Origin of the sequence: Pseudomonas sp. REP124 (assembly GCF_020164475.1) — a bacterium.
Taxonomy (GTDB): domain Bacteria; phylum Pseudomonadota; class Gammaproteobacteria; order Pseudomonadales; family Pseudomonadaceae; genus Aquipseudomonas.
The window spans coordinates 17,176-38,798 of record NZ_JAIQWX010000032.1; the positions used below are offsets into that span (position 1 = coordinate 17,176).

Genomic DNA, 21,623 nt, shown 5'->3' on the forward strand with positions numbered 1-21,623 from the left:
TGGTCGCGCTGCCCGTGACCAGCGGTGGAAAAAACTTGGAAAAATAAACACCCTGAACAAGTCGGGGCGTTTGTTGAACTGGCCTTCAGTGCGTTTTCACACAGTCTGCGATGGCAGTTTTTTTCGTTTTCGGCTTCCGCTCATACCTGAGATTTCACCGTCTGCTTCGGCAACTCCCCGAATCGCTGCCGATAGTAATTGGCAAACCGCCCCACGTGACCGAAGCCGAACTCCAGCGCCACCTCCGTCACGCTGCAATGCGGCCGTGCCAGAAGGAATTCACGGGCGGCCTCAAGGCGCAATCCCCGCAAGCGGTCCATCGGGCTTTGACCGTATTCGCGCTGGCACAAAGTGTTCAGGCTGCGAATGCTCACTCCAGCGGCAACCGCCAGTTCAGACAGGCTGATGCCTTGGGCAAGATGCTCACGCATGCAGGAATCGATTTTCTGCAACTGACGCGCAGGCAGACGCGGCGCCGGCGATGGCTCCTGCGCAGCACCGCAATGACTGAGCAGAAACAGCGGCAGGCTTTGCTCCAGATGCTGCAACCAGCATGAAGGCGTTGCGCCCGCCTCGCCTTCGGGCAAATGCTCGAGCAACTCGCTGACCAGCCGAAACCAGCGTATCGCCAGCGGCCGTTGCAGGCGACTGACCGGCGCTAAATCGAAGCCCTCCGGCAAATCATCCCCCAGCGCTCTCTGCCCGGCGGCGAGCAATGTCCGCGGCAGTTTGAGGATCAACTGCTCGCAGCCCTCCTCCCACACCACCCGTGCCTGCTCGCGCGGCGACAGGATCGCCACTTCCCCGGGGCTGACGCCATAGCCCATGCCGTCGGATTCCAGAGTGGCGCTGCCACGCAACGGCATCTGCACCAGCACAAAATCCTCGAACGGCCGCGGGCGGATTTCCACCTGGCCGCCATAGCGCAGTGCATACAGCTCGCAACTGGCGACCTGACCGCGATAGAACGCGGTATCGACGCCGCCCTTCGGCCAGTCCAGCTCATGCTCCACCAGCGCCTGCCCCATCAGCCGCTGGGTTTCCTGGGCCGAGCGGCTGGTGAACACCGGCTCGCGGCACATCAGCGACAGGTTCAGGCCCACGCTATTGGCGGTGGCCGCGTGCAAGGTCGTCATCTCACAACGACCGGTTGCGACGGGCTTCGCTGCGTTGCAAGGTCGCGCTGGGGGTTTCATTGAACAGCTTGCGGTATTCGCTGGCGAACCGGCCCAGGTGCGAGAAGCCCCAGCACATGGCGATCACCGAAATGTTGCGCACCGATGCGTCCTCAAGAATTTCCTGCCGCACGGCGCTCAGACGAAATTTCTTCAGGTAAGCCATGGGCGACACGCCGAAGTGCTTGCGAAAGCCTTCGAACAGCTTGAAGCGCGACACACCGGCCGCCGCCTCGATGTCTTCCAGGTGAATGTCTTCACGGGCGTTGCTTTCGATGAAGTCCTTGGCGCGCACCAGGTAGTACGGCAGCTTGGCGCCCAGTTGGTCGCGCAGTTCGGCGCTGTAGTTGTTGGGCTGGGAAAGGATCAGGCCCTTGATCAGCGCGCTTTCGATATCCCGGGTGAAGAACACCTGATTGAACAGCTCCTGGCCGCGCTCCAGTTCGTCGATGTAATAACGGGCCATCCGCCACCAGGAGGCCGAGGCGCCGTTGACCGCATCCATCACCGGCTCGAACTTCAGCGGCATTTCCAGCGGCCGTTGCAGCATGCCTTCCAGGGTCTGACGCATGGCCATGCGGGTGATCACCACGGAGATCTTGTGGCAGTCACCGGCCATGGTCAGCGACTGGGTTTCGTGGGGCGTGATGATCAGCCCCTGATCCTGGTTGGAGTACAACCGGCGACCGTCCTTGAGCAGTTCCTGCTCGCCGCGAATCGGCAGGCTCAAGCTGTAGCAATTGAGGTGTTCGGCATCCTCGACGCCGATGGTCACGTCCGTGCCGTATTCCATCCGGCCCAGGGTCGTGGACATGGACTTGAACACATTGGCCTTGTGATGAAACTGAATCCGGTTCGGCTGGCGGGTCTGCAGTACGTGCGGTCCGCAAATGCCGGCCATCCATGCACGGGCACCGGCCAGGTCGTAGCGATCTATACGGATATCTCGAAATTGGACAAGGTTTGGATCGGTCATATCAGTACACCCACGGCAAGGGACTTCGACACGCTCTTCGGCGCGTATTTACATTGAAGTAGCAAGGGCTATGCCCAGCCGGCGCGAACAGGCGATATCCGCATTTTTCGGCTACGAATCGCAAACTATCTGGATATCGAACGCGTTGTACGGCATTAACGCGCACAGCAACGGTGCCAAAAGTGGTCGATCACCGGGAAAAACGCTACCCGGCACGTCACTCAGCGCACAAACGCGTTCGATTTCGGGGCGGGGGCGTTACCAAAATTTCCAGGTGTAGGTGGTGATCAGACGGTTCTCGACCCAGTCATTGCCGTGACTGAACTTGGAAACGACATTGCCGGCCTCCACGCCGACGCCTTTGAGCGGACCGCTTTGCACCACGTAGGACAACACCAGATCGCGCTCCTGCTCCGCCGCCTGACTGAGGTTGTCGCCACGGTCGATCGAGGTGCCCTTGAAGTATCGGGTCATGAAGTTAAGACCCGGCATGCCGAGGGCGGCGAAGTCGTAGTCGTAACGGACCTGCCAGGATTTTTCGTTAGGCTTGATGAAGCCCACCCGCGACCAGTTCACCAGGAACGGCTGCGGCACATAACCGCCCAGGGTCGGGAAGTTGCTGTCGCCGAGCATGCGCTGGTAGCCGACGCCGAACCGGTGCCCGCCCTTTTTCAGGGTGGTCATGGCGCCCCAGGACCGGTTGTCGATGTCGCCGTACAACGCCTCGCCGTCCTCGCTGTTGTTGAAGTAACGCAGATCGGTCTTCAGCCCGTAGCCGTCGCCCAGGTCCGCCAGATGGGTGATACCCAAATAGTGCTGCTGGTAGATGTCTTCCAGTTGCGCGTAGAAGTAGCTGCCGGTCAGCGAGGGAGTGAAGGCATAGCTGGCACCGGCGAGGTTCATGCCGTCACTGCCGCGACGCACGCCGGAGCCGGTCTGCAGGTACAGCTTTTCGTAGTTCGAAGAGTTACGCGCGCCGATCTCGGTCAGGCGTCCTGCCGTCAGGGTCAGGCGATCGACGTCCTTGGATTCGAGCAAGGCACCGCGATAGGTCGTCACCAGTTGCCGCGAGTCATCCATGATCACCACCGGCAACAGCGGTCGCAGCTCGCCGACTTTCAGCTCGGTTTTCGAATAGCGCATTTTCAGCGTCACGCCGCCACGGCCGTACTCGTCGGCCTGCTCCTGACGGCTTTTGCTGTACGGGATGATGGTGTCATCACCACGCCCGCCTCCGCCGTCCAGTCGAAAGGCGTACTGCGCCTCCGCATCCAGGCCGAACTGCAACGTGCCTTCGGTGTAGCCGGAGGCGAAACGCAGGTCGAAACCCTGGGTCCAGCTGCCCACCCGCGATTGCGGCGGGTTGTCCTCCTTGTAATCCCGGTCGATGTAAAAGTTGCGGGTGCCCAATGTCAGCTTGCTGTCGCTGACCACATCCGCCTGGGCCAGCAAGGGCGTCAACAGCCCGACCGTTTGAACTCCCCGAACTAACCAATCTTTGTGCAACATATTATTTCTTCCCCTGCCGCGTAGTTGGCAACACATAAATGGAAGGCACTTTCGGTACAGAACCAAAGACCATTAGCAATGGCAGTTTCCAGTGACCTGCAGCGAGACACTCTGGTGGTGCTTCGGTTGAAATTAAGCCGTAACAAGTTCGTCACCGGCTATCCCGTTACTGAAGGACAAATAGCCATTTGCTCAGCCACAGGATTGCGCACCAGCCAGCATTTACGGGGCATGAGCCGCCATTAGCCGAATATCGGCGCTTATTTTCCGGATGGGTTTCCACTACTAATCGGATAGACCCTGTCGGGCACCACGTCATTAAATGAAGACGTGAATTAGCCCATTGGCCGAGGACTGGGAAATGACAACTGCACGAAGTGTCGAACAGTGGAAAAGTTATATTGAAAGTTGCCTGGACTTTCGCCCGCAGGACGGTGTTTATCGCATTGCCCGCGATATGTTCACCGACCCGGAACTGTTCGATCTGGAAATGGAACTGATTTTCGAGAAGAACTGGATCTACGCCTGCCACGAAAGCGAGATCGCCAATAATCACGACTTCATGACCATGCGTGCCGGCCGCCAGCCGTTGATCATCACCCGCGACGGCGAAGGCCGTCTCAACGCCCTGATCAACGCCTGCCAGCATCGTGGCACCACCCTCACCCGTGTCGGCAAGGGTAACCAGTCGACCTTCACCTGCCCTTTCCACGCCTGGTGCTACAAGAGCGACGGCCGCCTGGTGAAGGTCAAGGCACCGGGTGAATACCCCGAAGGTTTCGACAAGGCCACCCGCGGCCTGAAAAAAGCCCGGATCGAAAGCTACAACGGCTTCGTCTTCGTCAGCCTCAATGTGGACGGCACCGACACCCTGGAAGACTTCCTGGGCGATGCCAAAGTGTTCTTCGACATGATGGTGGCGCAGTCGCCCACCGGTCAGCTCGAAGTGCTGCCGGGCAAGTCGGCCTACACCTACGACGGCAACTGGAAACTGCAGAACGAGAACGGCCTGGACGGTTATCACGTCAGCACCGTGCACTACAACTACGTGGCCACCGTGCAGCACCGCCAGCAGGTCAACGCCGAGAAAGGCGTGAGCGCCGGTGACACTCTTGACTACAGCAAGCTGGGCGCCGGCGACAAGGAAACCGACGACGGCTGGTTCGCCTTCCACAACGGTCACAGCGTGCTGTTCAGCGACATGCCCAACCCCGCCGTGCGCCCGGGCTACGCCAGCATCATGCCGCGGCTGGTCGAAGAACACGGCCAGGGCAAGGCAGAGTGGATGATGCACCGCCTGCGCAACCTCAACGTCTACCCGAGCATGTTCTTCCTCGACCAGATCAGCTCGCAGCTGCGGATCATCCGCCCGCTGGCCTGGAACAAGACCGAGATCAACAGCTTCTGCCTGGGCGTGGTCGGCGAGTCGGATGCAGATCGGGAAAACCGCATTCGCCAGTTCGAAGACTTCTTCAACGTGTCCGGCATGGGCACCCCCGATGACCTGGTGGAATTCCGTGAAGCCCAGCGCGGTTTCCAGGCCCGCCTGGAACGCTGGAGCGACATTTCCCGTGGCGAAGGCAAGTGGGTCGAAGGCCCTACCCGCAACAGCGAAACCATCGGCATTTCTCCGGCCCTGACCGGCACCGAGTTCACCCATGAAGGCCTGTACGTCAACCAGCACGCCAACTGGCAACGCTTTTTGCTCGAAGGTCTGGCGCGCAAGGCGGCCGAAGAACAACCGTTGAAACTGCGTGAGGTGTGAACATGAATTCGCAACTGCAATACCGCGTCGAGCAATTTCTCTACCGTAATGCCGAGGCCTGCGATGCCCAGGATTGGGACAGCTACCTGGACATGTTCAGCGATGACAGCGAGTTCCACCTGCCGCAATGGGATTCGGAGCACGTCTACACCACCGACCCGAAAAAAGGCATGTCGCTGATTTATTACCCCAACCGTGGCGGCCTGGAAGACCGGGTGTTCCGCATCCGCACCGGCAAGGCCGCCTCGACCATTCCGATGCCGCGCACCCTGCACCTGATCAGCAACGTGCGCATCGCGCCGCTGGCGGACGATGAGCTGGAAGTGCGGGTCAACTGGAGCACCCAGTACTACCGCATGCAGACCGCCGAGCAGTTCTTCGGCCGCGCCACCTACCGCCTGCGCCCTGACGGCGAGAGCTGGAAGATCGCCCGCAAACACGTGGTGCTGCTCAACGACACGATCAATTCCGTGCTCGATTTTTACCATCTCTGAACCCTGCGGATTAACGCTCATGACGTACAAGGTCGCCTTCAGTTTCGCCGACGGCAAAACACTCTTCTGCAACGTGCAGAACAACGAAATCCTGCTCGACGCGGCCCTGCGCAGCGGGATCAAGATTCCGCTGGATTGCCGCGAAGGGGTTTGCGCGACCTGCCAGGGCCGCTGTGAATCCGGGCAGTACACCCAGGACTACGTGGACGATGAAGCGCTGTCGGCCAGCGATCTGGCCGAGCGCAAGGTGCTGACCTGCCAGACCCGCGTGCAGTCGGATGCCGCCTTCTACTTCGACTTCGACTCCAGCCTCTGCGGCAGCAACGGTCCGAGCAGCCTGCAAGGCACCGTGAGCGAGGTGCGCCAGGTCTCGCCGACCACCGCCATCGTCCATGTCGAAGTGGGTGATGCGGGCGCGGCGCTGGACTATCTGCCGGGCCAGTACGCCCGTCTGCAAGTGCCGGGTACCGAGCATCGGCGCTCGTATTCCTTCGCCTGCGCGCCGGGCAGCAGCAACCTGCAGTTCCTGATTCGCCTGCTGCCCAGCGGCGTGATGACCGACTACGTGCGCGATCGCTGCCAGGTTGGTGACGTGATTCACATGGAGGCGCCGCTGGGTGCCTTCTACCTGCGCCACATCGACCGCCCGCTGGTGATGGTCGCCGGCGGCACCGGGCTGTCGGCGTTCCTCGGCATGCTCGACCAGATCGCCGAACGCGGTGGCTGCGGTCATCCGGTGCACCTGTATTACGGCGTACGCGAAGCCGCGGACCTGTGCGAGGTCTCGCGCATCGAGGCCTATGCCGCGCGCATTCCGGGCTTCCGTTTCACCCCCGTGGTCAGCAACGCAAACCCCGACTGGCCGGGCAAGACCGGCTACATCGCCGAGCACCTGGAGTTGGCCGAACTGCGTGACCAGCCCGTCGACCTGTACCTGTGCGGTCCGCCGCCGATGGTCGAGTCGATCAAGGACTGGCGCCAGCAGCACGGCCTGGATCAAAGCCGCCTTTACCTGGAGAAATTCACCGAAAGCAACAGCTGACGCAGCACCCCATAACAACAATCAATCGGCCCGTCCGAACACAGAACACTGCCCTCATCGATATCCACCGTGCGTTGGCACGACCTACTTCATAGGCCGCCTCATGAAAAACCTGGTATTGCGTGCATGTCTGGCAACCTCCCTCTGCGCGGCGACCGCTGCGCAGGCTGTGGAGCCTGTCCGAATCGGCTTCATCACCACCCTCTCCACGCCCGCCGGCTACCTGGGCGAGGACTCGCGTGACGGCTTTCAGCTGGCGATCGATCAGGAAGGCGGCAAGCTGGGTGGCGTGCCGGTGCAACTGATCGTCGAGGACGACGGCCTGCAACCGGCCAAGGCCAAACAGATCGCCGATCGCATGAGCCTGGACGGCGTCTCGCTGTACACCGGGGTGATTTTTTCCAACGTGCTGGCGGCCGTGATCAACACCGCCACCAAGGATGGTTTCTACGTCAGCAACAACACCGCGCCTTCGACCCTGGCCGGTGAAAAATGCATGGCCAACTACTTCGTCGGTTCCTATCAGAACGACACCCCGCACGAGATGGCCGGTGTCGCCGCCAACGAGCTGGGATACAAGAAGATGGTGATCCTGGCGCCCAATTATCAGGGCGGCCGCGATGCACTGGCCGGCTTCAAGCGTACCTTCAAGGGCGAAGTGACCGAGATCTACACCAAGCTCAACCAGCTGGACTTCTCGGTGGAACTGGCCCGCGTGCGGGCGCTGGCACCTGATGCGATCTTCCAGTTCCACCCGGGCGGTGGCGGCATTAACTTCGCCAAGCAATACGGCGGTTCGGGCCTGTCGGCGCAGATCCCGATGGTGGTGCCGGTGTTCTCCATGGATGAACGCATGCTGGCCGCCACTGGCGATGTGGCCAAGGGCACCAATGTGGTGACCCTGTGGAACCCGCAATCGGACAACCCGGCCAACCAGGCCTTCGTCAAAGCCTTCACCGAGAAGTACAAGCGCGTCCCGACGGTGTATGCCGCGCAGACCTACGACACGGCGCGGCTGATCGGCGCCGCCTTGAAAACCTCGCAAGGCAACCTGAAAGACCAGCCGGCGTTCCGCGACGCGATGAAGAACGTCAAGTTCGACTCCATCCGTGGCGACTTCAGCTTCGCGCAAAACCAGCACCCGGTGATCGACTGGTACCTGCTGCAAGTGCAGGCCGGCGCCGACGGCAAGCTGGTGGAAGTGCCGATCAAGACCCTGGCGACCCGTCACGCCGACAGCTACGCGGCGCAGTGCTCGATTTGACCGATACCTGACTTTAGGAGCGGGCCAGTCAAGCCGCCGCAGAACCTGTAGCAGCTGGCGAAGCCTGCGTCCGGCTGCGAAGCAGTCGTGAAATCAGCCAACGCGGTGTCTCAGGCAGACCTCGCATTCAGGTTTTGCGACTGCTTCGCAGCCGGACGCAGGCTTCGCCAGCTGCTACAGGGACCGTGTTTAGGCTTGACTGAGCGGAATTCAGGCTTGCCCGCGAATAGGCGTTTCAGGCGACATCGATGTTGGATGTGCCGGCCCTTTCGCGGGCAAGCCTCGCTCCTACAGGGTGTCTTGAATGGATGAGGAACGCTGAAATGCTATTGCTCGAACAGATTCTCAATGGCCTGCAATACAGCGCCCTGCTGTTTCTGCTGGCCTCAGGCCTGACCCTGATTTTCGGCATCATGGGCGTGATCAACCTCGCCCACGGTGCCTTTTACATGGTCGGTGCGTTCTGCGCCGCCTACACCGCCATGGCCACCGGTTCGTTCTGGCTCGGTGGCCTGGCCGCGCTGATCGGCTCGGCCTGTTACGGCGCGCTGATCGAAACCTCGATCATGCGCCGCCTCTACAAACGCGATCACCTGGACCAGGTGCTCGCGACCCTGGCCGTGGTGTTTTTCAGCAACGAGCTGCTGACCCTGATCTTCGGTCGCAGCCCGCCGGCGATGCCCACCCCCGAGTGGTATTCGAGCTTTGTCGAAGTGCTGCCGGGGCTGATGTACCCGGTCAGTCGGCTGCTGTTCATCGGTGCCGGATTGCTGGTAGCGGTGGGCATGTGGCTGCTGATCAATCACACGCGCCTGGGCATGTTGATCCGTGCCGGGGCCGACGATCACGAAATGGTCGGCGCGCTGGGGGTCAACATCGCCCGTCTGTACACCCTGGTGTTCGTCTTCGGTTGTGTGCTGTGCGGGCTGGCCGGGTTCATGGCCGCGCCGCTGCTGTCGGTGGAGATCGGCATGGGCGAGAAGATCCTGATCACCACCTTCGTGGTCATCGTCGTCGGCGGTGTCGGCTCGGTGCGCGGTGCGCTGGTGGGGGCCTTGCTGATCGGCATGGTCGACAGCCTGGGCCGCGCCTACATTCCGCCGCTGCTGGATCAACTGCTGCCCAGCGAAACCAGCGGCACCCTGAGCGCCGGGCTTATTTCCGCCAGCGCCTACATCGTCATGGCCCTGGTGCTGCTGGTGCGTCCGCGCGGCCTGCTGCCGGCCCGAGCCTGAGGAGAACTTCATGTCACCACGCCTCATCATCGACCTTGCGTGCCTGGCGACTTTCGCCTGCATGCCGCTATTGGCCCACTGGCTGCACGAGCCCTATCTGGTCAGCTTCTTCACCCGCCTTGCCATCTACGGCATGGCAGCCATCAGCCTGGACCTGCTGATCGGCTACGGCGCCATGGTCAGCTTCGGCCATGCCGCGTTCTTCGGCCTGGGCGGCTACATCGTTGGCGTCATTGCCTTTCACACCTCCCAGGGCATGCCGCTGTGGGGCTGGGACGGCAGCAACAGCGCGCTGGTGGTGTGGCCGCTGGCGCTGCTGGTGTGCGCGCTGTTCTCGCTGTTGGTGGGTTACCTGTCGCTGCGCACCAGCGGCGTGCAGTTCATCATGATCACCCTCGCCTTCGGCCAGATGCTCTACTTCGTGCTCGGTTCGCTGTCGCTGTATGGCGGTGATGACGGGATCCTGATCAACGAACGCAATACCTTCGGCGCCCTGAACCTGGGGGACGCCAACCACTTCTACTACCTGTGCGTGGCCTTGCTGGCCGGCTGGCTGCTGCTGTGCCGGCGGCTGGTGAATTCGCGGTTCGGCTTCGTGTTGCGCGGGCTGAAGCAAAGTGAGCGGCGCAGTGTCAGCCTGGGGCTCAAACCCTTGCGTTATCGCCTGACAGCCTTCGTGATCGCCGGCACCGGTGGTGGACTGGCGGGGATTCTGTGGGCCAACTACGCGCTGTTCGTCAGCCCCGACATGGGCGCCTGGCACAAGTCCGGCGAATTGATGGCGATGGTGATCCTCGGCGGCGTCGGCACCCTGCTCGGCCCGCTGCTGGGTGCTGCCACCTACCTGGGTCTGGAGCAGGTACTGAGCCAGTGGACCGAACACTGGATGCTGATCTTCGGGCCACTGCTGTTGCTGGTGGTGCTGTTCGGCAAGAAAGGCGTCTACGGCTTGCTGCTGAGCCTGTTGCAGCGCAAACCGAAGATCGCCGCCATCCCGTCGAACGCCGCCGTGGAGGCCCGCCCATGAGCGCACAACTGTCGATTCGCGATCTGCACAAGGCCTTCGGTGCGGTGAAGGCCACCAACGGCGCCAGCCTGGAACTTGCCAAGGGCGAACTGCACGCCATCATCGGCCCGAACGGCGCGGGCAAGTCCACGCTGATCGCGCAGATTGCCGGGGAGATTTTTCCCGACAGCGGCCAGATTCACCTCGACGACCAGGACATCACCCGCGTTCCGGCCTGGCAACGTCCGCGCCTGGGCCTGGCGCGGGCGTTTCAGGTCAGCCAGCTGTACACCGAATTCACCCTGCAGGAGAACGTCGCCCTGGCCATCGCCGCCCGCGAAGGCAAGGCGTTCGGCATGTGGCGCCCGCTGAGCCGCGACACCCGCCTGCTGGAGCCTGCGCTGGGCTACCTGCAGCAAGTGGGCCTGGGCCCGCGCGCGCAGGATCCGGTCAATGAGCTGTCCCACGGCGAACGGCGGCAACTGGAAATCGCCCTGGCACTGGCGCAGGAGGCCTCGGTACTGCTGCTCGATGAGCCGATGGCCGGGATGGGGGCCGACGAGTCGGCGCGCATGACCGAGCTGCTGCACAGCCTCAAGGGCCGCTACGCGATCCTTTTGGTGGAGCACGACATGGACGCGGTGTTCGCCCTCGCCGACCGCATCACCGTGCTGGTCTACGGCCAGACCGTGCTGACCGGCAGCGTCGAACAAGTGCGCAACGACCCGCAGGTGCGGGCCGCTTACCTGGGAGAAGAACATGCTTGAAGTTCAGGGTTTGAAAGCGGGCTATGGCTTGAGCCAGGTGTTGTTCGACATGCACCTGAGCATCGAACAGGGCCAGGTGGTGTCACTGATTGGGCGCAACGGCATGGGCAAGACCACCACGGTCAAATCGATCATGGGTCTGCTCAAGCCCAGCGCCGGCAGCATCCGCATCAACGGCACGGAAATGCGCGGCGCGGCGCCCTATCGCATCGCCAAGGCGGGCCTCGGGCTGGTGCCGGAAGGTCGCCGGGCCTTCGGCACCCTGAGCGTGCGGGAAAACCTGCTGGCCACCGCCACCAAGGGCAAGTGGGATGTGGAACGCGTCTATGAACTGTTTCCGCGTTTGCTCGAGCGTCAGGACCAGCTGTCGCGCACCCTGTCCGGCGGCGAACAGCAGATGCTGGTGGTCGGTCGCGCGCTGCTGACCAATCCCAGCCTGTTGATTCTCGACGAAGCCACCGAAGGTCTGGCACCGATCATTCGCGAGCAGATCTGGAGTTGCCTGGCCACCCTCAAGGCCGAGGGCGAGACGATTCTGGTGATCGACAAGAACCTCAAGGAAATGGCGCGGGTGGTCGACCGTCACCACATCATCGAGAAGGGTCGCCAAGTCTGGGACGGCACGCCCCAGGAGCTGGCGGCGCAACCGGAACTGTCGCAACGCTACCTGGGAGTGTGAGCCGTCATGGACCTGAATCAGGCTTACAACAACGTGGCGGCGGTGGGGAATTTCCCGCAGATCATGCAGGGCTTCCGCCAGCGCAGCGTCGAGACCTATGCCCGTCATGCCTGGCAGCGAGACGTGGCTTACGGCAATGCGCTGCGCGAGCGCTTCGACTGGTACGCCCAGGCGAAGGCCGGAGCGCCGACGCTGTTGTTCATCCACGGAGGCTACTGGCAGGCCTCGGACAAGGACGACTACGCCTTCATTGCCGAGGGCCTGATCGGGGCCGGCTTCAATGTCGGCCTGCTCGAGTACACCCTGGCGCCCGAGGCGAACATGGGCACCATCGTCGGCCAGATTGGCAAGGCGCTGGACTACCTGATGGCGCACCGCGAAGCCTTGAACATCGGTCCGCAGGTGGTGCTCTGCGGACACTCGGCAGGCGGCCATCTGACCGCGCTGCATCGCCAACATCCGCTGCTGTCCCTGGCCATGCCGATCAGCGGCCTGATGGAGCTCGACCCCATCAGCCGCTGCTGGCTGAACGACAAGTTGCAGCTGAGCGCGGAGGAGATCCGCCGCTACAGCCCGCAACGGCTGATCGGCGAGGGTGCACCGTTGCTGGTGACGGTGGGTGGGGAGGAGTTGCCGGAGTTGATCCGACATTCGCGGGAGTACGCCGCTGCCTGTCGTGAGGCCGGGCAGGTGGTGAGCTTGATCGAGGTTGCGGGGTGTCATCATTTTGCGGTGCTGGATGATCTGGCCCAACCCGACGGCGAGCACCTGCGCGCACTCCTGAAATTCGCAAACCTGTAGGAGCGAGCACGCTCGCGATGGACGTCAACGATAACGCGGGAAACCTGATACCCCGCGGTGTCCCGGCGTCCATCGCGAGCGTGCTCGCTCCTACAGGGGACGGTGTTTAACAAGGGTGAAATCACTCTCGCCAGATCTGGCTACCACTTTGCCGTTTGCGGCTTTTTTGCCCCTCCCCGCCTTCATACAGTGACTGCGTATCCAGACAGGAATTGCGTATGTCCAGCCTCTCGCTCAGGGTCCGACGGACCGAACTTCTGACCCCCAGAATCCGCCGCGTGCTGCTGGTCTCCAGCAACGCCGCGCCGCTGCCGGGCTTCACCGCCGGCGCGCATCTCGAACTGCATGTGCCCGGCAGTCGCGTTCAACGCCGGGCCTATTCGCTGGTCAACCTGCCCGACGGCGAGCACTACGAAATCGCCGTGCAGCTCGAAGACGCGAGCACCGGCGGATCGCGTTGGGTGCACTCGCTCAAGGAAGGCGATGAGCTGTTGGCCGATGCGCCGCGCAACCACTTTCCCCTGAACGAAAACACCGAGCATGCGCTGCTGATCGCCGGCGGTATCGGCATCACGCCGATGCTCGGCATGGCTCGCGCGCTGCAGGCGGCGGGCAAGCCCTTCACCCTGCATTACGCCGGTCGCGATGAGGCGCAGATGGCCTATCTACAAGAAGCCCGCGCCTGCCAGGACACCCACTGCTGGATCAGTGGCGGCGACCCGCAAAAACGCTTCCAGGCAGCCACGATTCTGGCCGCGCCAAGGCCCGGCCTGCACCTCTACATCTGCGGCCCGAGCGCCATGCTCAACAGCGTGCTGGCCTGCGCCCGCGAACTGGGCTGGGCGGAGGATCACCTGCATTACGAACTGTTCAGCGGCGCCCTGGAAATGGCCGGTGACCAAGGCTTCGAAGTGCACCTGCGCGAGTCCGGCGTGAGCCTGCAAGTGGCCGCCGGGCAAAGCGTGCTGGACGCCATGCTCGAGGCCGGCCTGGACCCGATGTTCGATTGCCGCCGGGGTGACTGCGGGGTGTGCGTCGCCCAGGTCATCGACGGCCAGCCCGATCACCGCGACATCTGTCTGTCGGAGCGCGACCGCGCCGGCGGCAGTTTCTGTACCTGTGTCTCCCGTGCCAGCAGCGCGCTGCTGGTACTCGATCTGTGACAAGCCGAGGACATCCCGTGATACCGACCAACGAACAAATCGCTGCCTTGATCCGCGAGGACAGCGTGCACAAGAGCGTCTACACCGACCCGACCCTGTTCAAGCTGGAGATGGAGCGCATCTACGGCAATGCCTGGATCTACGTCGGCCACGAAAGCCAGGTCAAGAACCCCGGCGACTACCACACCACGCGCATCGGCGATCAGGACGTGATCATGGTGCGCGGCGCCAACCAGCAGGTCAGCGTGCTGTACAACCGCTGCCCGCACAAGGGCGCCAAGCTGGTGGCCGACGGCGACGGCAGTGTCGGCAAGTTCTTCCGCTGCCCGTATCACGCCTGGACGTTCAAGCTCGACGGGCAGCACCTGTCGGCGCCGCTCAAGAGCGGTTTCGAGGGCACCTGCTACGACCCCAAGCACCCGGACTTTTCCATGGTCAGCGTCGCCCGCGTCGAGAGCTATCGCGGCTTCGTGTTCGCCAGCCAGGCCGCGTTCGGCCCGGACCTGAAGACCTTCCTCGGTGGCGTCATCACCTCCATCGACAACCTCTGCGATCGCTCGCCCATCGGTGAAGTCGAGGTGGCGGGCGGCATCTTCCGGGTCCAGCAGCGCTCGAACTGGAAGGTGTTCTACGAAAACCTGCACGACACCATGCACGCCCGCGTGACCCACGAATCCTCGGTGGACGCCGCCCGTGGCGAAGCCGAAGCCATCGGTGAAATGCCTTTCGAATTGCTGATCATGGACGGCAACGGCGAGCCGTACGACTTCTGGGAAAAACTCGAACTGCGCGCCTACCACAACGGCCACGGCTACATGGAAGCGATCTTCGATCCGGCGGCGGCCGAACGCGACGAGGTTTCCCGCGCCCACTTCGAATGCCTGATCCAGGCCTACGGCGAGCAACGCGCCAAGGAAATCCTGGGGATGAACCGCCACAACACGGTGATCTACGGCAGCGGCTCGCCGCACACGGTGTTCATGCAGTTCCGGGTGATCCGCCCCATCGCCGTGGACCAGACCATGGTCGAGATCCAGACCTTCCGCTGCAAGGGCGCGCCGGATGCGGTGTTCGACCGTGCGCTGACCTACGCCAACGTCATCAATTCCCCCTCCTCCAACGTCATGCCCGACGACGTCGAGGTCTATGCTCGTTGCCAGGAAGGCAACATGACCCGTGGTGGCGAGTGGATCAGCATGCACCGCTACGCCGGCACCGATACGCCGCTGGAAGACGGCGCGGTGTCCACCAACGGCACCAGCGAACTGCCGATGCGCAACCAGTTCGCCGCCTGGAAACAGTTCATGACCGCCACCCTGATCGCCAAGGAGAGCACCCATGCTGCTTGACCGCCGAATCGACGTCGACACCCGCCAGCTGACTCCCGCCCAGGTTCCGGTGGAAACCCTGCGCCAGATCGAACAGTTCCTGTACCAGGAGGCGCGCCTGCTGGACGAGCGACGCTTCTGGGAGTGGGACAAACTGTTCACCGACACCGGCATGTACTGGGTGCCGCACAAGCACGATCAGGCCAACCCGTTCGATCACATCTCGCTGTTCTGGGAAAACCGCATGCTGCGCGAGGTGCGCATTCGCCGGGTGGAAAACGCCCGTAACTGGTCCCAGCAGCCGCAGACCCAGACCGCGCACCTGGTCGGCAACGTGATGGTCGAAGGTCTGGACGCCCAGGGCCTGCTGGTGGTCAGCGCCAGCTTCCAGTACAGCGAATGGCGCCTGGAACAACGCCAGCTCGCCGGTCGCTACACCTACAAGCTGGTGGCGCAGGAAGCGGGTGGCTGGAAGATCCAGCTCAAGCGCGTGGACCTGATCAACTGCAACGACGTGTTCGCCAACCTCGAGGTGTTCGTGTGATGAACGCGCCGGTGGTGATCGCCCTGCATTATCAGAACGACGTGCTGCATCCGGAGGGCAAGATTCGCGTCGGGCTGGGGGCCGAAGACGGCGCGCGTAATGCTCTGCTCGATGCCGCCGGCCGGCTGCTGGCCGGTGCGCGGAGCAAGGGCTGGCCGATCGTCCATGTGCGCGTGGCCTTTCGCCCGGACTACGCCGATCTGATCCAGAATGCGCCGATCCTGCGCAATGTCGCGGCCATCGGTGCAGTCCGGGAAGGCAGCTGGGGCGCGGAGTTTTTCAGCGACCTGGCACCGAAGAACAACAACCTCGAGTTCGTGGTCACCCATAACCGCATCAATGCCTTCTATGGCTCGCCGCTGGAAACCCTGGTGCGTCGGTTCAACCCTGCACAGCTGCTGATCGCCGGCGTGGCCACCCACTCGGTGGTGGAGAGCACGGTACGCCATGCGGTGGATTGCGGTTTCGAAGTGACGGTAGCGGCCGACGCCTGCGCCAGTGCCGACAGCGGCGTCCATGCTGCCTCGCTGGCGAGCATGGCGCTGATCGCGCGGATCACTGATGTCAGGCAGGCACTGGAGGAATCGGCATGATGCTCGAAGACAAGGTGGCGATTGTCACCGGCAGCACCCAGGGACTGGGCCTGGACATCGCGCGGCAGCTATTGGCCGAGGGTGCGCAGGTGATGCTGGTGGGACGCAACGCCGACAGCGGCCAGGCCCTGGCGCGGGAATTAGGGTGCGGCTTCTCGGCTTGCGACGTGGAGTGCGACGAAGACATCGACGCCTGCATCGCCGCAACCCTGGCCCGCTTCGGCAGGCTCGACATTCTGGTCAACAACGCGTGCCTGTACGCCGATCAGGGGCTGGCATCGAGTCGCGAACAATGGTTGAAAACCCTCAACGTCAATCTGGTGTCGGCGGCGATCTTTACCCAGAAGACCGCCGCGCACCTGCCCAGCGGCGGCGTGGTGATCAACATCGGCAGCACCGGCGGCAAATTCGGTGCGGCCGGGCGGGCGCTCTACCCCGCCTCCAAGGCCGGCATCCTGCAACTGACGAAAAACCTGGCCATGACCCTGGCCCCGGAGCAAATCCGCGTGCTCAGCGTTTCTCCGGCCTGGACCTGGTCGCCCAGCGTCGCCGACTTCAGCGACAACGACCCGCAACTGGCCGACCGAGTCGGCGCGCCGTTTCATCCCCTCGGACGCATCGGCCGCGGTCATGAGATCGGCAGCGTCGTGGCCTTTCTGTGCAGCGCCGGCGCCGGCTGGATGACAGGTGTCGACGTGCCGGTGGACGGCGGCTTTTCGATTCTCGGCCCGGACCGTGGCGTGTCGCCGCGGGTCTGGTTCCAGCAATACCGTGACAGCCAATAAAACCTGATAACCGAATGAGGTAGATGACATGGGCAAGATGATTGAAATCCGGGCAACGGACAGCAATGCCACGTTCAGCGGCTACCTGGCGCTGCCGGCCAGCGGCAAGGGTCCCGGCGTGGTGATCGGCCAAGAGATTTTCGGGGTCAACGCCAACATGCGCGCGGTGGCCGATTTCTACGCCGAGGAAGGCTATGTGGCACTGGTGCCGGACCTGTTCTGGCGCCTGCAACCGGGCATCGATCTGGGCTACAGCGAAGCGGATTTCGCGGTGGCCATTGACCTGTTCCAGCGCCTGGACGTGGACAAGGCCGTCACCGACATCGATGCCAGCTTCAAGGCCCTGCGTGCGCTGCCCGAGGTCGAGGGTACGGGCCTTGGCTACGTCGGTTTCTGCATGGGCGGCAAGCTGGCCTGGCTGACCGCGACCCGCACCGACGTGGCCTGTTCCGTCGGCTACTACGGCATGGGCATCGAACAGCTGCTGCACGAATCGGAAAACCTCAAGGGTCGTCTGGTCCTGCACTTTGCCGAACACGATGTTTACTGCGACGCCGCTGCCCGCAGCCAGATCAGCACGCATCTGGCCGGTCACGACAAGGCCGAAATCTATGTCTATCCCGGCGTCGACCACGCCTTCGCCCGCGCCGGTGGCATGCATTACGACAAGCCGGCCTCGCTGATGGCTCACGAGCGCAGCATCGCCGCACTCAAGCGCGAGATCGGCCCGCACTTCAACCTGTCGGCCCTGTGGGAAGAACACATCCGCCACGAGTTCGACACCCGCGATGTGCCCGCAACCATGGCAACCATGGTCTCCGAACCCTACGTCAACCACATTCCGACCATGACCGGCGGTGTCGGCGCCAAGGAACTGAGCCGCTTCTACCAGCACCATTTCGTCCACGGCAACCCGCCGGACATGAAGCTCATCCCGATCTCGCGCACCATCGGCGCCCTGCAGATCGTCGATGAATTCATCATGTGCTTCACCCACAGCACCGAGATCGACTGGATGCTGCCCAACGTCGCGCCGACCGGCAAATACGTCGAGATTCCAATGCTGGGAGTGATCAAGTTTCGGGGCGACAAGCTCTATCACGAACACATCTACTGGGATCAGGCCAGCGTGCTGGTGCAGATCGGTTTGCTGAACCCTGAGGGCTTGCCCGTGGCCGGGGTGGAAACCGCCAGGAAGCTGCTGGACGAACAACTGCCATCCAATACGTTGATGGGGCGCTGGGCGCAGAGCGGGGAATAAACATCGAGGGGGCATTGCGCCCCCACGATGACCTGGTGTCAGGCGAACAAATCAACGCCCAACTGGAAGGCTACCCACAGAGCGAGGCCGGTGGCGAACGCCAGGGCAATGTTCTCGAACAGGTTGTTGCGGTACTGCTTGTCCAACAGTTTTTTCTGGTTGGACATGATCAGCAGGCCGAGGGAAATGATCGGCAAGCCGACGATGTTCAGCGCACTGACACCGATGGTCAGAGTCACGAAGTCCGGCATGCCGGGCATGGACCAGATCAGTGGTGTGACGAGGATGAACAGCATGAACCACTTGTGCATCGGATCATGGTGAAACTCTTTGCCGTACTTGTCGCGACGCTTGGGGAAGACATGCTGGAAGGCATCGGTGATGAGCATCGGGAAAGCCGTGGTCTTGCCCGAAATACTGGCAAACAGCGTGGCAAATACGCCGATGAAGAACACGTACCAGCCGATCGAACCGAAGTAGATTTCCAGCGCCTTGCCCAGGTCGCCCAGGGTTTTGACCTCGATGCCGTTGGGACGCAGAATTTCCGCGCCGACAATCCAGATGGCCAGGTTGATGATGATCCCGATGAACACCGCAAACAGCAGATCGTTGCGTTGAATGCGCTTGTGTTGCGGCCCGGTCCAGCCCTTCTGGCGCATCACATAAGGATGCACGAAGTTGGCCACCGAACCCGCGACAGCGCCGATCACCGACACCGCTACGAGCAACGCGCCATGCACGCCTTCGTCCTTCGGAATGCTGAAGCCGATGGTGCCTTTGATGATACCGCCCACATCCGGACCCGACATGACAGCCAGGGCAATGAACGCCAGGGTCATGATCGCCAGCAGCAGCTTCATCACGCCTTCGATCATCGAGTAGATGTTGCGACCGACCAGCATCCATACCGCCAGTACCACCGCCACCGAGCAAAGCAATGGCTGGTCGATCTTGAACAGCATCGCCAACGACTCCCCTGCCCCCTTGATCATGTAGGCGTTCATCAAGTGCCCCATCAACAGGGCGTAAACCAGCATGAACCAGGCGAAAAACGGGTTGAGCTGGGCATACCCCTGGAGGATGGTCATGCCCTGGTTATTGCATAACTGGAAGCGCGCAATGATGTTGACGATGAGGTATCTCAGCAACAGAGACACCGCCAATACCCACATCATCGCGTAACCGTAGTTGGCACCGGCCACGGACGAAGTGATCAGATCACCTGCGCCCAGCCAGGACAATACGGCAATGATGCCTGGGCCCAGGAGTTTGAATATTCGTAGAAATCGACTTTGCGCGGGCGCCACGGCCTGGCCTTCCACGTTGGGAATGCTGGTCATTCGAAGGTATCTCCATTGTTTTTTTTGTGAGAACCCGGCAAGTCGAACACAATAAGTACGACGTCGTACAACATTAGTTAAAACGAGAATATTTAAAAATGTTTCAATCCCATAGGCGGTGTGCGGGCATAGCTATTAGCCATGGCTTGGTATCTGCGTGATGGTTGATCGTGATGCGGATTTTGTGGATCGAGGGGCTGCAGGATTCGGTGCAGTTAACTTCAGAGTTATGAACGCATCTTGCTCGTGATGTTGAGCCGCGATCTTTGACCTTCTGAAGGAACGAGCATGCTCGCGATGGTCGACTGAACAGCGCGGGGTGTCAGGTGCCCCGCGTTATCGTTGAAGACCATCGCGAGCATGCTCGCGCCTACAGAGAGTCAGGCGTGCTCGCTGGCGTGCGTCGTTCGCGGCTCGCCATGACCGTGGTCTGCCACCTCGATCACCTGCACTTCCTTGCCGTCGCAGTCATGCAGTTTGCCTTCGCGGAAGTAATCCCCTTCACGCAACGCCGCCAGGTCCTGATAACGAATGACCCGCTCGGTGCCCGCCGCGAACACCGACTGCTGATCGGAGTTGCCGGCGGTCAGGTGGTTGAAGGCCAGGTTCAGCACGATCGCCATGATGGCCGAGGAGCTGATGCCCGAATGGAAAATCGTCGCGAACCAGCTTGGGAAATGCTCGTAGAAGTTCGGTGCGGCGATCGGGATCATGCCGAAGCCGATGGAGGTGGCGACGATGATCAGGTTGACGTTGTTGCGGTAATCGACCTTGGACAGCGTGCGAATACCGCTGGCGGCCACGGTGCCGAACAGCACGATGCCGGCACCGCCGAGCACGGAGGTCGGCACGGCGGCGATGACCCGGCCCATGAAGGGCAGCAGGCCGAGAATCACCAGGAACAGACCGCCGGTGGCGACCACATAACGGCTCTTGATCCCGGTCACTGCCACCAGGCCGACGTTCTGGGCGAAGGCGCTCTGGGTGAAGGAACCGAAGATCGGCGCGATCATGCTCGACAGCATGTCGGCACGCAGGCCGTTGCCCAAGCGCTTGGAGTCGACCTTGGTCTCGATGATTTCACCGACCGCCAGGATGTCCGCCGAGGTTTCCACCAGGGTCACCATGACCACGATGCACATCGACAGGATCGCCGCGAAATGGAAGGTCGGCATGCCGAAGTGGAACGGCGTGGGGAAACCGAACATCGGGCCCTGGGTGACAGCCGAGAAGTCCGCCATGCCGAGGAACACCGCGACGATGGTGCCGATCACCATGGCCAGCAGGATCGACAGGCGGGAGATGGTCGCGCTGCCGATCTTGCTCAGGAACAGCACCAGCACCAGGGTCATCGCCGCCAGACCAATGTTGGCCATGCTGCCGAATTCCGGAGAGTGACTGTTGCCGCCCATGGCCCAGCGCGCCGCCACCGGCATCAAGGTCAGGCCGATGGTGGTGATCACGATACCCGTGACCAGCGGTGGGAAGAATTTGGTGATCCGTGAGAACACCGGCGTGATCAGCAGGCCGATCAACGACGCCGCTATCACCGCCCCCAGAATCGCCTGGAAGCCGCCCTCCCCGTCCGTGCTGACAATCGCCACCATGGTCGCGACGCCGGAGAACGAAACGCCCTGTACCAGCGGCAACTGACAGCCGAAAAACGGTAGACCCAGGGTTTGCAGCAACGTGGCCAGCCCCCCCGCAAACAATGAAGCAGCAATCAACAAACCAATGTCAGCCGGCGACAGCCCGGCAGCCTGACCAATGATCAAAGGCACCGCGACGATGCCACCGTACATGGTCAGAACATGTTGCAGGCCGTAAGCCATATTCGCGCCGATCCCAAGATTTTCGTCTTCGGGCCGTTGGTGTGAAACATGGGGCGTTTTCATG

General features: G+C 62.1%; 20 protein-coding genes. 15 read left to right on the top strand and 5 right to left on the bottom strand.

What is annotated here, in order from left to right; translation table 11 throughout:
* Positions 1–140: 140 nt before the first annotated feature.
* From K9857_RS10665 to K9857_RS10675, 3 genes are all read right to left on the bottom strand, one after another.
* Positions 141–1,136, bottom strand: coding sequence for an AraC family transcriptional regulator (locus K9857_RS10665; protein ID WP_224535573.1), 996 nt, complete (start codon positions 1,134–1,136; stop codon positions 141–143).
* Between the two features lies 1 nt (position 1,137).
* On the bottom strand, positions 1,138–2,151 hold the full coding sequence (locus K9857_RS10670) for an AraC family transcriptional regulator (RefSeq protein ID WP_224535574.1): 1,014 nt from the start codon (positions 2,149–2,151) through the stop codon (positions 1,138–1,140).
* Between the two features lie 258 nt (positions 2,152–2,409).
* Entirely contained in the window at positions 2,410–3,660 is a 1,251-nt protein-coding gene (locus K9857_RS10675; RefSeq protein WP_224535577.1) for an OprD family porin, read from the bottom strand.
* Between the two features lie 361 nt (positions 3,661–4,021).
* Here K9857_RS10675 and antA point away from each other — a divergent pair, with 361 nt between their 5' ends.
* From antA to K9857_RS10750, 15 genes are all read left to right on the top strand, one after another.
* On the top strand, positions 4,022–5,425 hold the full coding sequence (gene antA, locus K9857_RS10680; protein WP_224535579.1) for an anthranilate 1,2-dioxygenase large subunit: 1,404 nt from the start codon (positions 4,022–4,024) through the stop codon (positions 5,423–5,425).
* Positions 5,426–5,427: 2 nt separating this feature from the next.
* On the top strand, positions 5,428–5,919 hold the full coding sequence (gene antB / locus K9857_RS10685; RefSeq protein WP_224535581.1) for an anthranilate 1,2-dioxygenase small subunit: 492 nt from the start codon (positions 5,428–5,430) through the stop codon (positions 5,917–5,919).
* 19 nt (positions 5,920–5,938) lie between these two features.
* A complete protein-coding gene (gene antC / locus K9857_RS10690; RefSeq protein WP_224535582.1) occupies positions 5,939–6,961 on the top strand; it encodes an anthranilate 1,2-dioxygenase electron transfer component AntC in 1,023 nt (340 codons plus the stop codon).
* A 103-nt stretch (positions 6,962–7,064) separates the two neighbouring features.
* Positions 7,065–8,225 carry an ABC transporter substrate-binding protein gene (locus tag K9857_RS10695; protein WP_224535584.1) on the top strand — a complete coding sequence of 387 codons (1,161 nt, stop codon included), beginning with the start codon at positions 7,065–7,067 and terminating at the stop codon, positions 8,223–8,225.
* Between the two features lie 323 nt (positions 8,226–8,548).
* A complete protein-coding gene (locus K9857_RS10700) occupies positions 8,549–9,460 on the top strand; it encodes a branched-chain amino acid ABC transporter permease (protein ID WP_224535586.1) in 912 nt (303 codons plus the stop codon).
* A gap of 10 nt (positions 9,461–9,470) precedes the next feature.
* Complete coding sequence (locus K9857_RS10705) at positions 9,471–10,487, top strand: branched-chain amino acid ABC transporter permease (protein ID WP_224535588.1); 1,017 nt, start codon at positions 9,471–9,473, stop codon at positions 10,485–10,487.
* Positions 10,484–11,233: an ABC transporter ATP-binding protein gene (locus K9857_RS10710; RefSeq protein WP_224535590.1), complete on the top strand. Its 750-nt coding sequence runs from the start codon at positions 10,484–10,486 to the stop codon at positions 11,231–11,233. The genes K9857_RS10705 and K9857_RS10710 overlap by 4 nt, the downstream gene beginning before the upstream one ends.
* Positions 11,226–11,912: an ABC transporter ATP-binding protein gene (locus tag K9857_RS10715; RefSeq protein ID WP_224535592.1), complete on the top strand. Its 687-nt coding sequence runs from the start codon at positions 11,226–11,228 to the stop codon at positions 11,910–11,912. Before K9857_RS10710 ends, K9857_RS10715 begins: the two co-directional genes overlap by 8 nt.
* 6 nt (positions 11,913–11,918) lie before the next feature.
* Positions 11,919–12,713: an alpha/beta hydrolase gene (locus K9857_RS10720; RefSeq protein WP_224535594.1), complete on the top strand. Its 795-nt coding sequence runs from the start codon at positions 11,919–11,921 to the stop codon at positions 12,711–12,713.
* Between the two features lie 218 nt (positions 12,714–12,931).
* The gene (locus K9857_RS10725; protein ID WP_224535596.1) at positions 12,932–13,876 is read left to right on the top strand and encodes a PDR/VanB family oxidoreductase; all 945 of its coding nucleotides are present in this window, start codon (positions 12,932–12,934) and stop codon (positions 13,874–13,876) included.
* A 17-nt stretch (positions 13,877–13,893) separates the two neighbouring features.
* The gene (locus K9857_RS10730; RefSeq protein ID WP_224535598.1) at positions 13,894–15,225 is read left to right on the top strand and encodes an aromatic ring-hydroxylating dioxygenase subunit alpha; all 1,332 of its coding nucleotides are present in this window, start codon (positions 13,894–13,896) and stop codon (positions 15,223–15,225) included.
* Complete coding sequence (locus tag K9857_RS10735) at positions 15,215–15,748, top strand: aromatic-ring-hydroxylating dioxygenase subunit beta (protein WP_224535600.1); 534 nt, start codon at positions 15,215–15,217, stop codon at positions 15,746–15,748. The genes K9857_RS10730 and K9857_RS10735 overlap by 11 nt, the downstream gene beginning before the upstream one ends.
* Positions 15,748–16,341: a cysteine hydrolase family protein gene (locus K9857_RS10740; protein ID WP_224535603.1), complete on the top strand. Its 594-nt coding sequence runs from the start codon at positions 15,748–15,750 to the stop codon at positions 16,339–16,341. The genes K9857_RS10735 and K9857_RS10740 overlap by 1 nt, the downstream gene beginning before the upstream one ends.
* Positions 16,338–17,126: an SDR family oxidoreductase gene (locus K9857_RS10745; protein ID WP_224535606.1), complete on the top strand. Its 789-nt coding sequence runs from the start codon at positions 16,338–16,340 to the stop codon at positions 17,124–17,126. Before K9857_RS10740 ends, K9857_RS10745 begins: the two co-directional genes overlap by 4 nt.
* A 28-nt stretch (positions 17,127–17,154) precedes the next feature.
* A complete protein-coding gene (locus K9857_RS10750) occupies positions 17,155–18,387 on the top strand; it encodes a dienelactone hydrolase family protein (RefSeq protein WP_224535608.1) in 1,233 nt (410 codons plus the stop codon).
* A 38-nt stretch (positions 18,388–18,425) separates the two neighbouring features.
* On the opposite strand, the gene K9857_RS10755 is transcribed toward K9857_RS10750, so the two are convergent.
* Together K9857_RS10755 and K9857_RS10760 are read right to left on the bottom strand one after the other, a co-directional pair.
* Entirely contained in the window at positions 18,426–19,727 is a 1,302-nt protein-coding gene (locus K9857_RS10755) for an Nramp family divalent metal transporter (protein WP_224535610.1), read from the bottom strand.
* Between the two features lie 380 nt (positions 19,728–20,107).
* A complete protein-coding gene (locus K9857_RS10760; protein WP_224535612.1) occupies positions 20,108–21,622 on the bottom strand; it encodes a nucleobase:cation symporter-2 family protein in 1,515 nt (504 codons plus the stop codon).
* Between the last annotated feature and the right edge of the window lies 1 nt (position 21,623).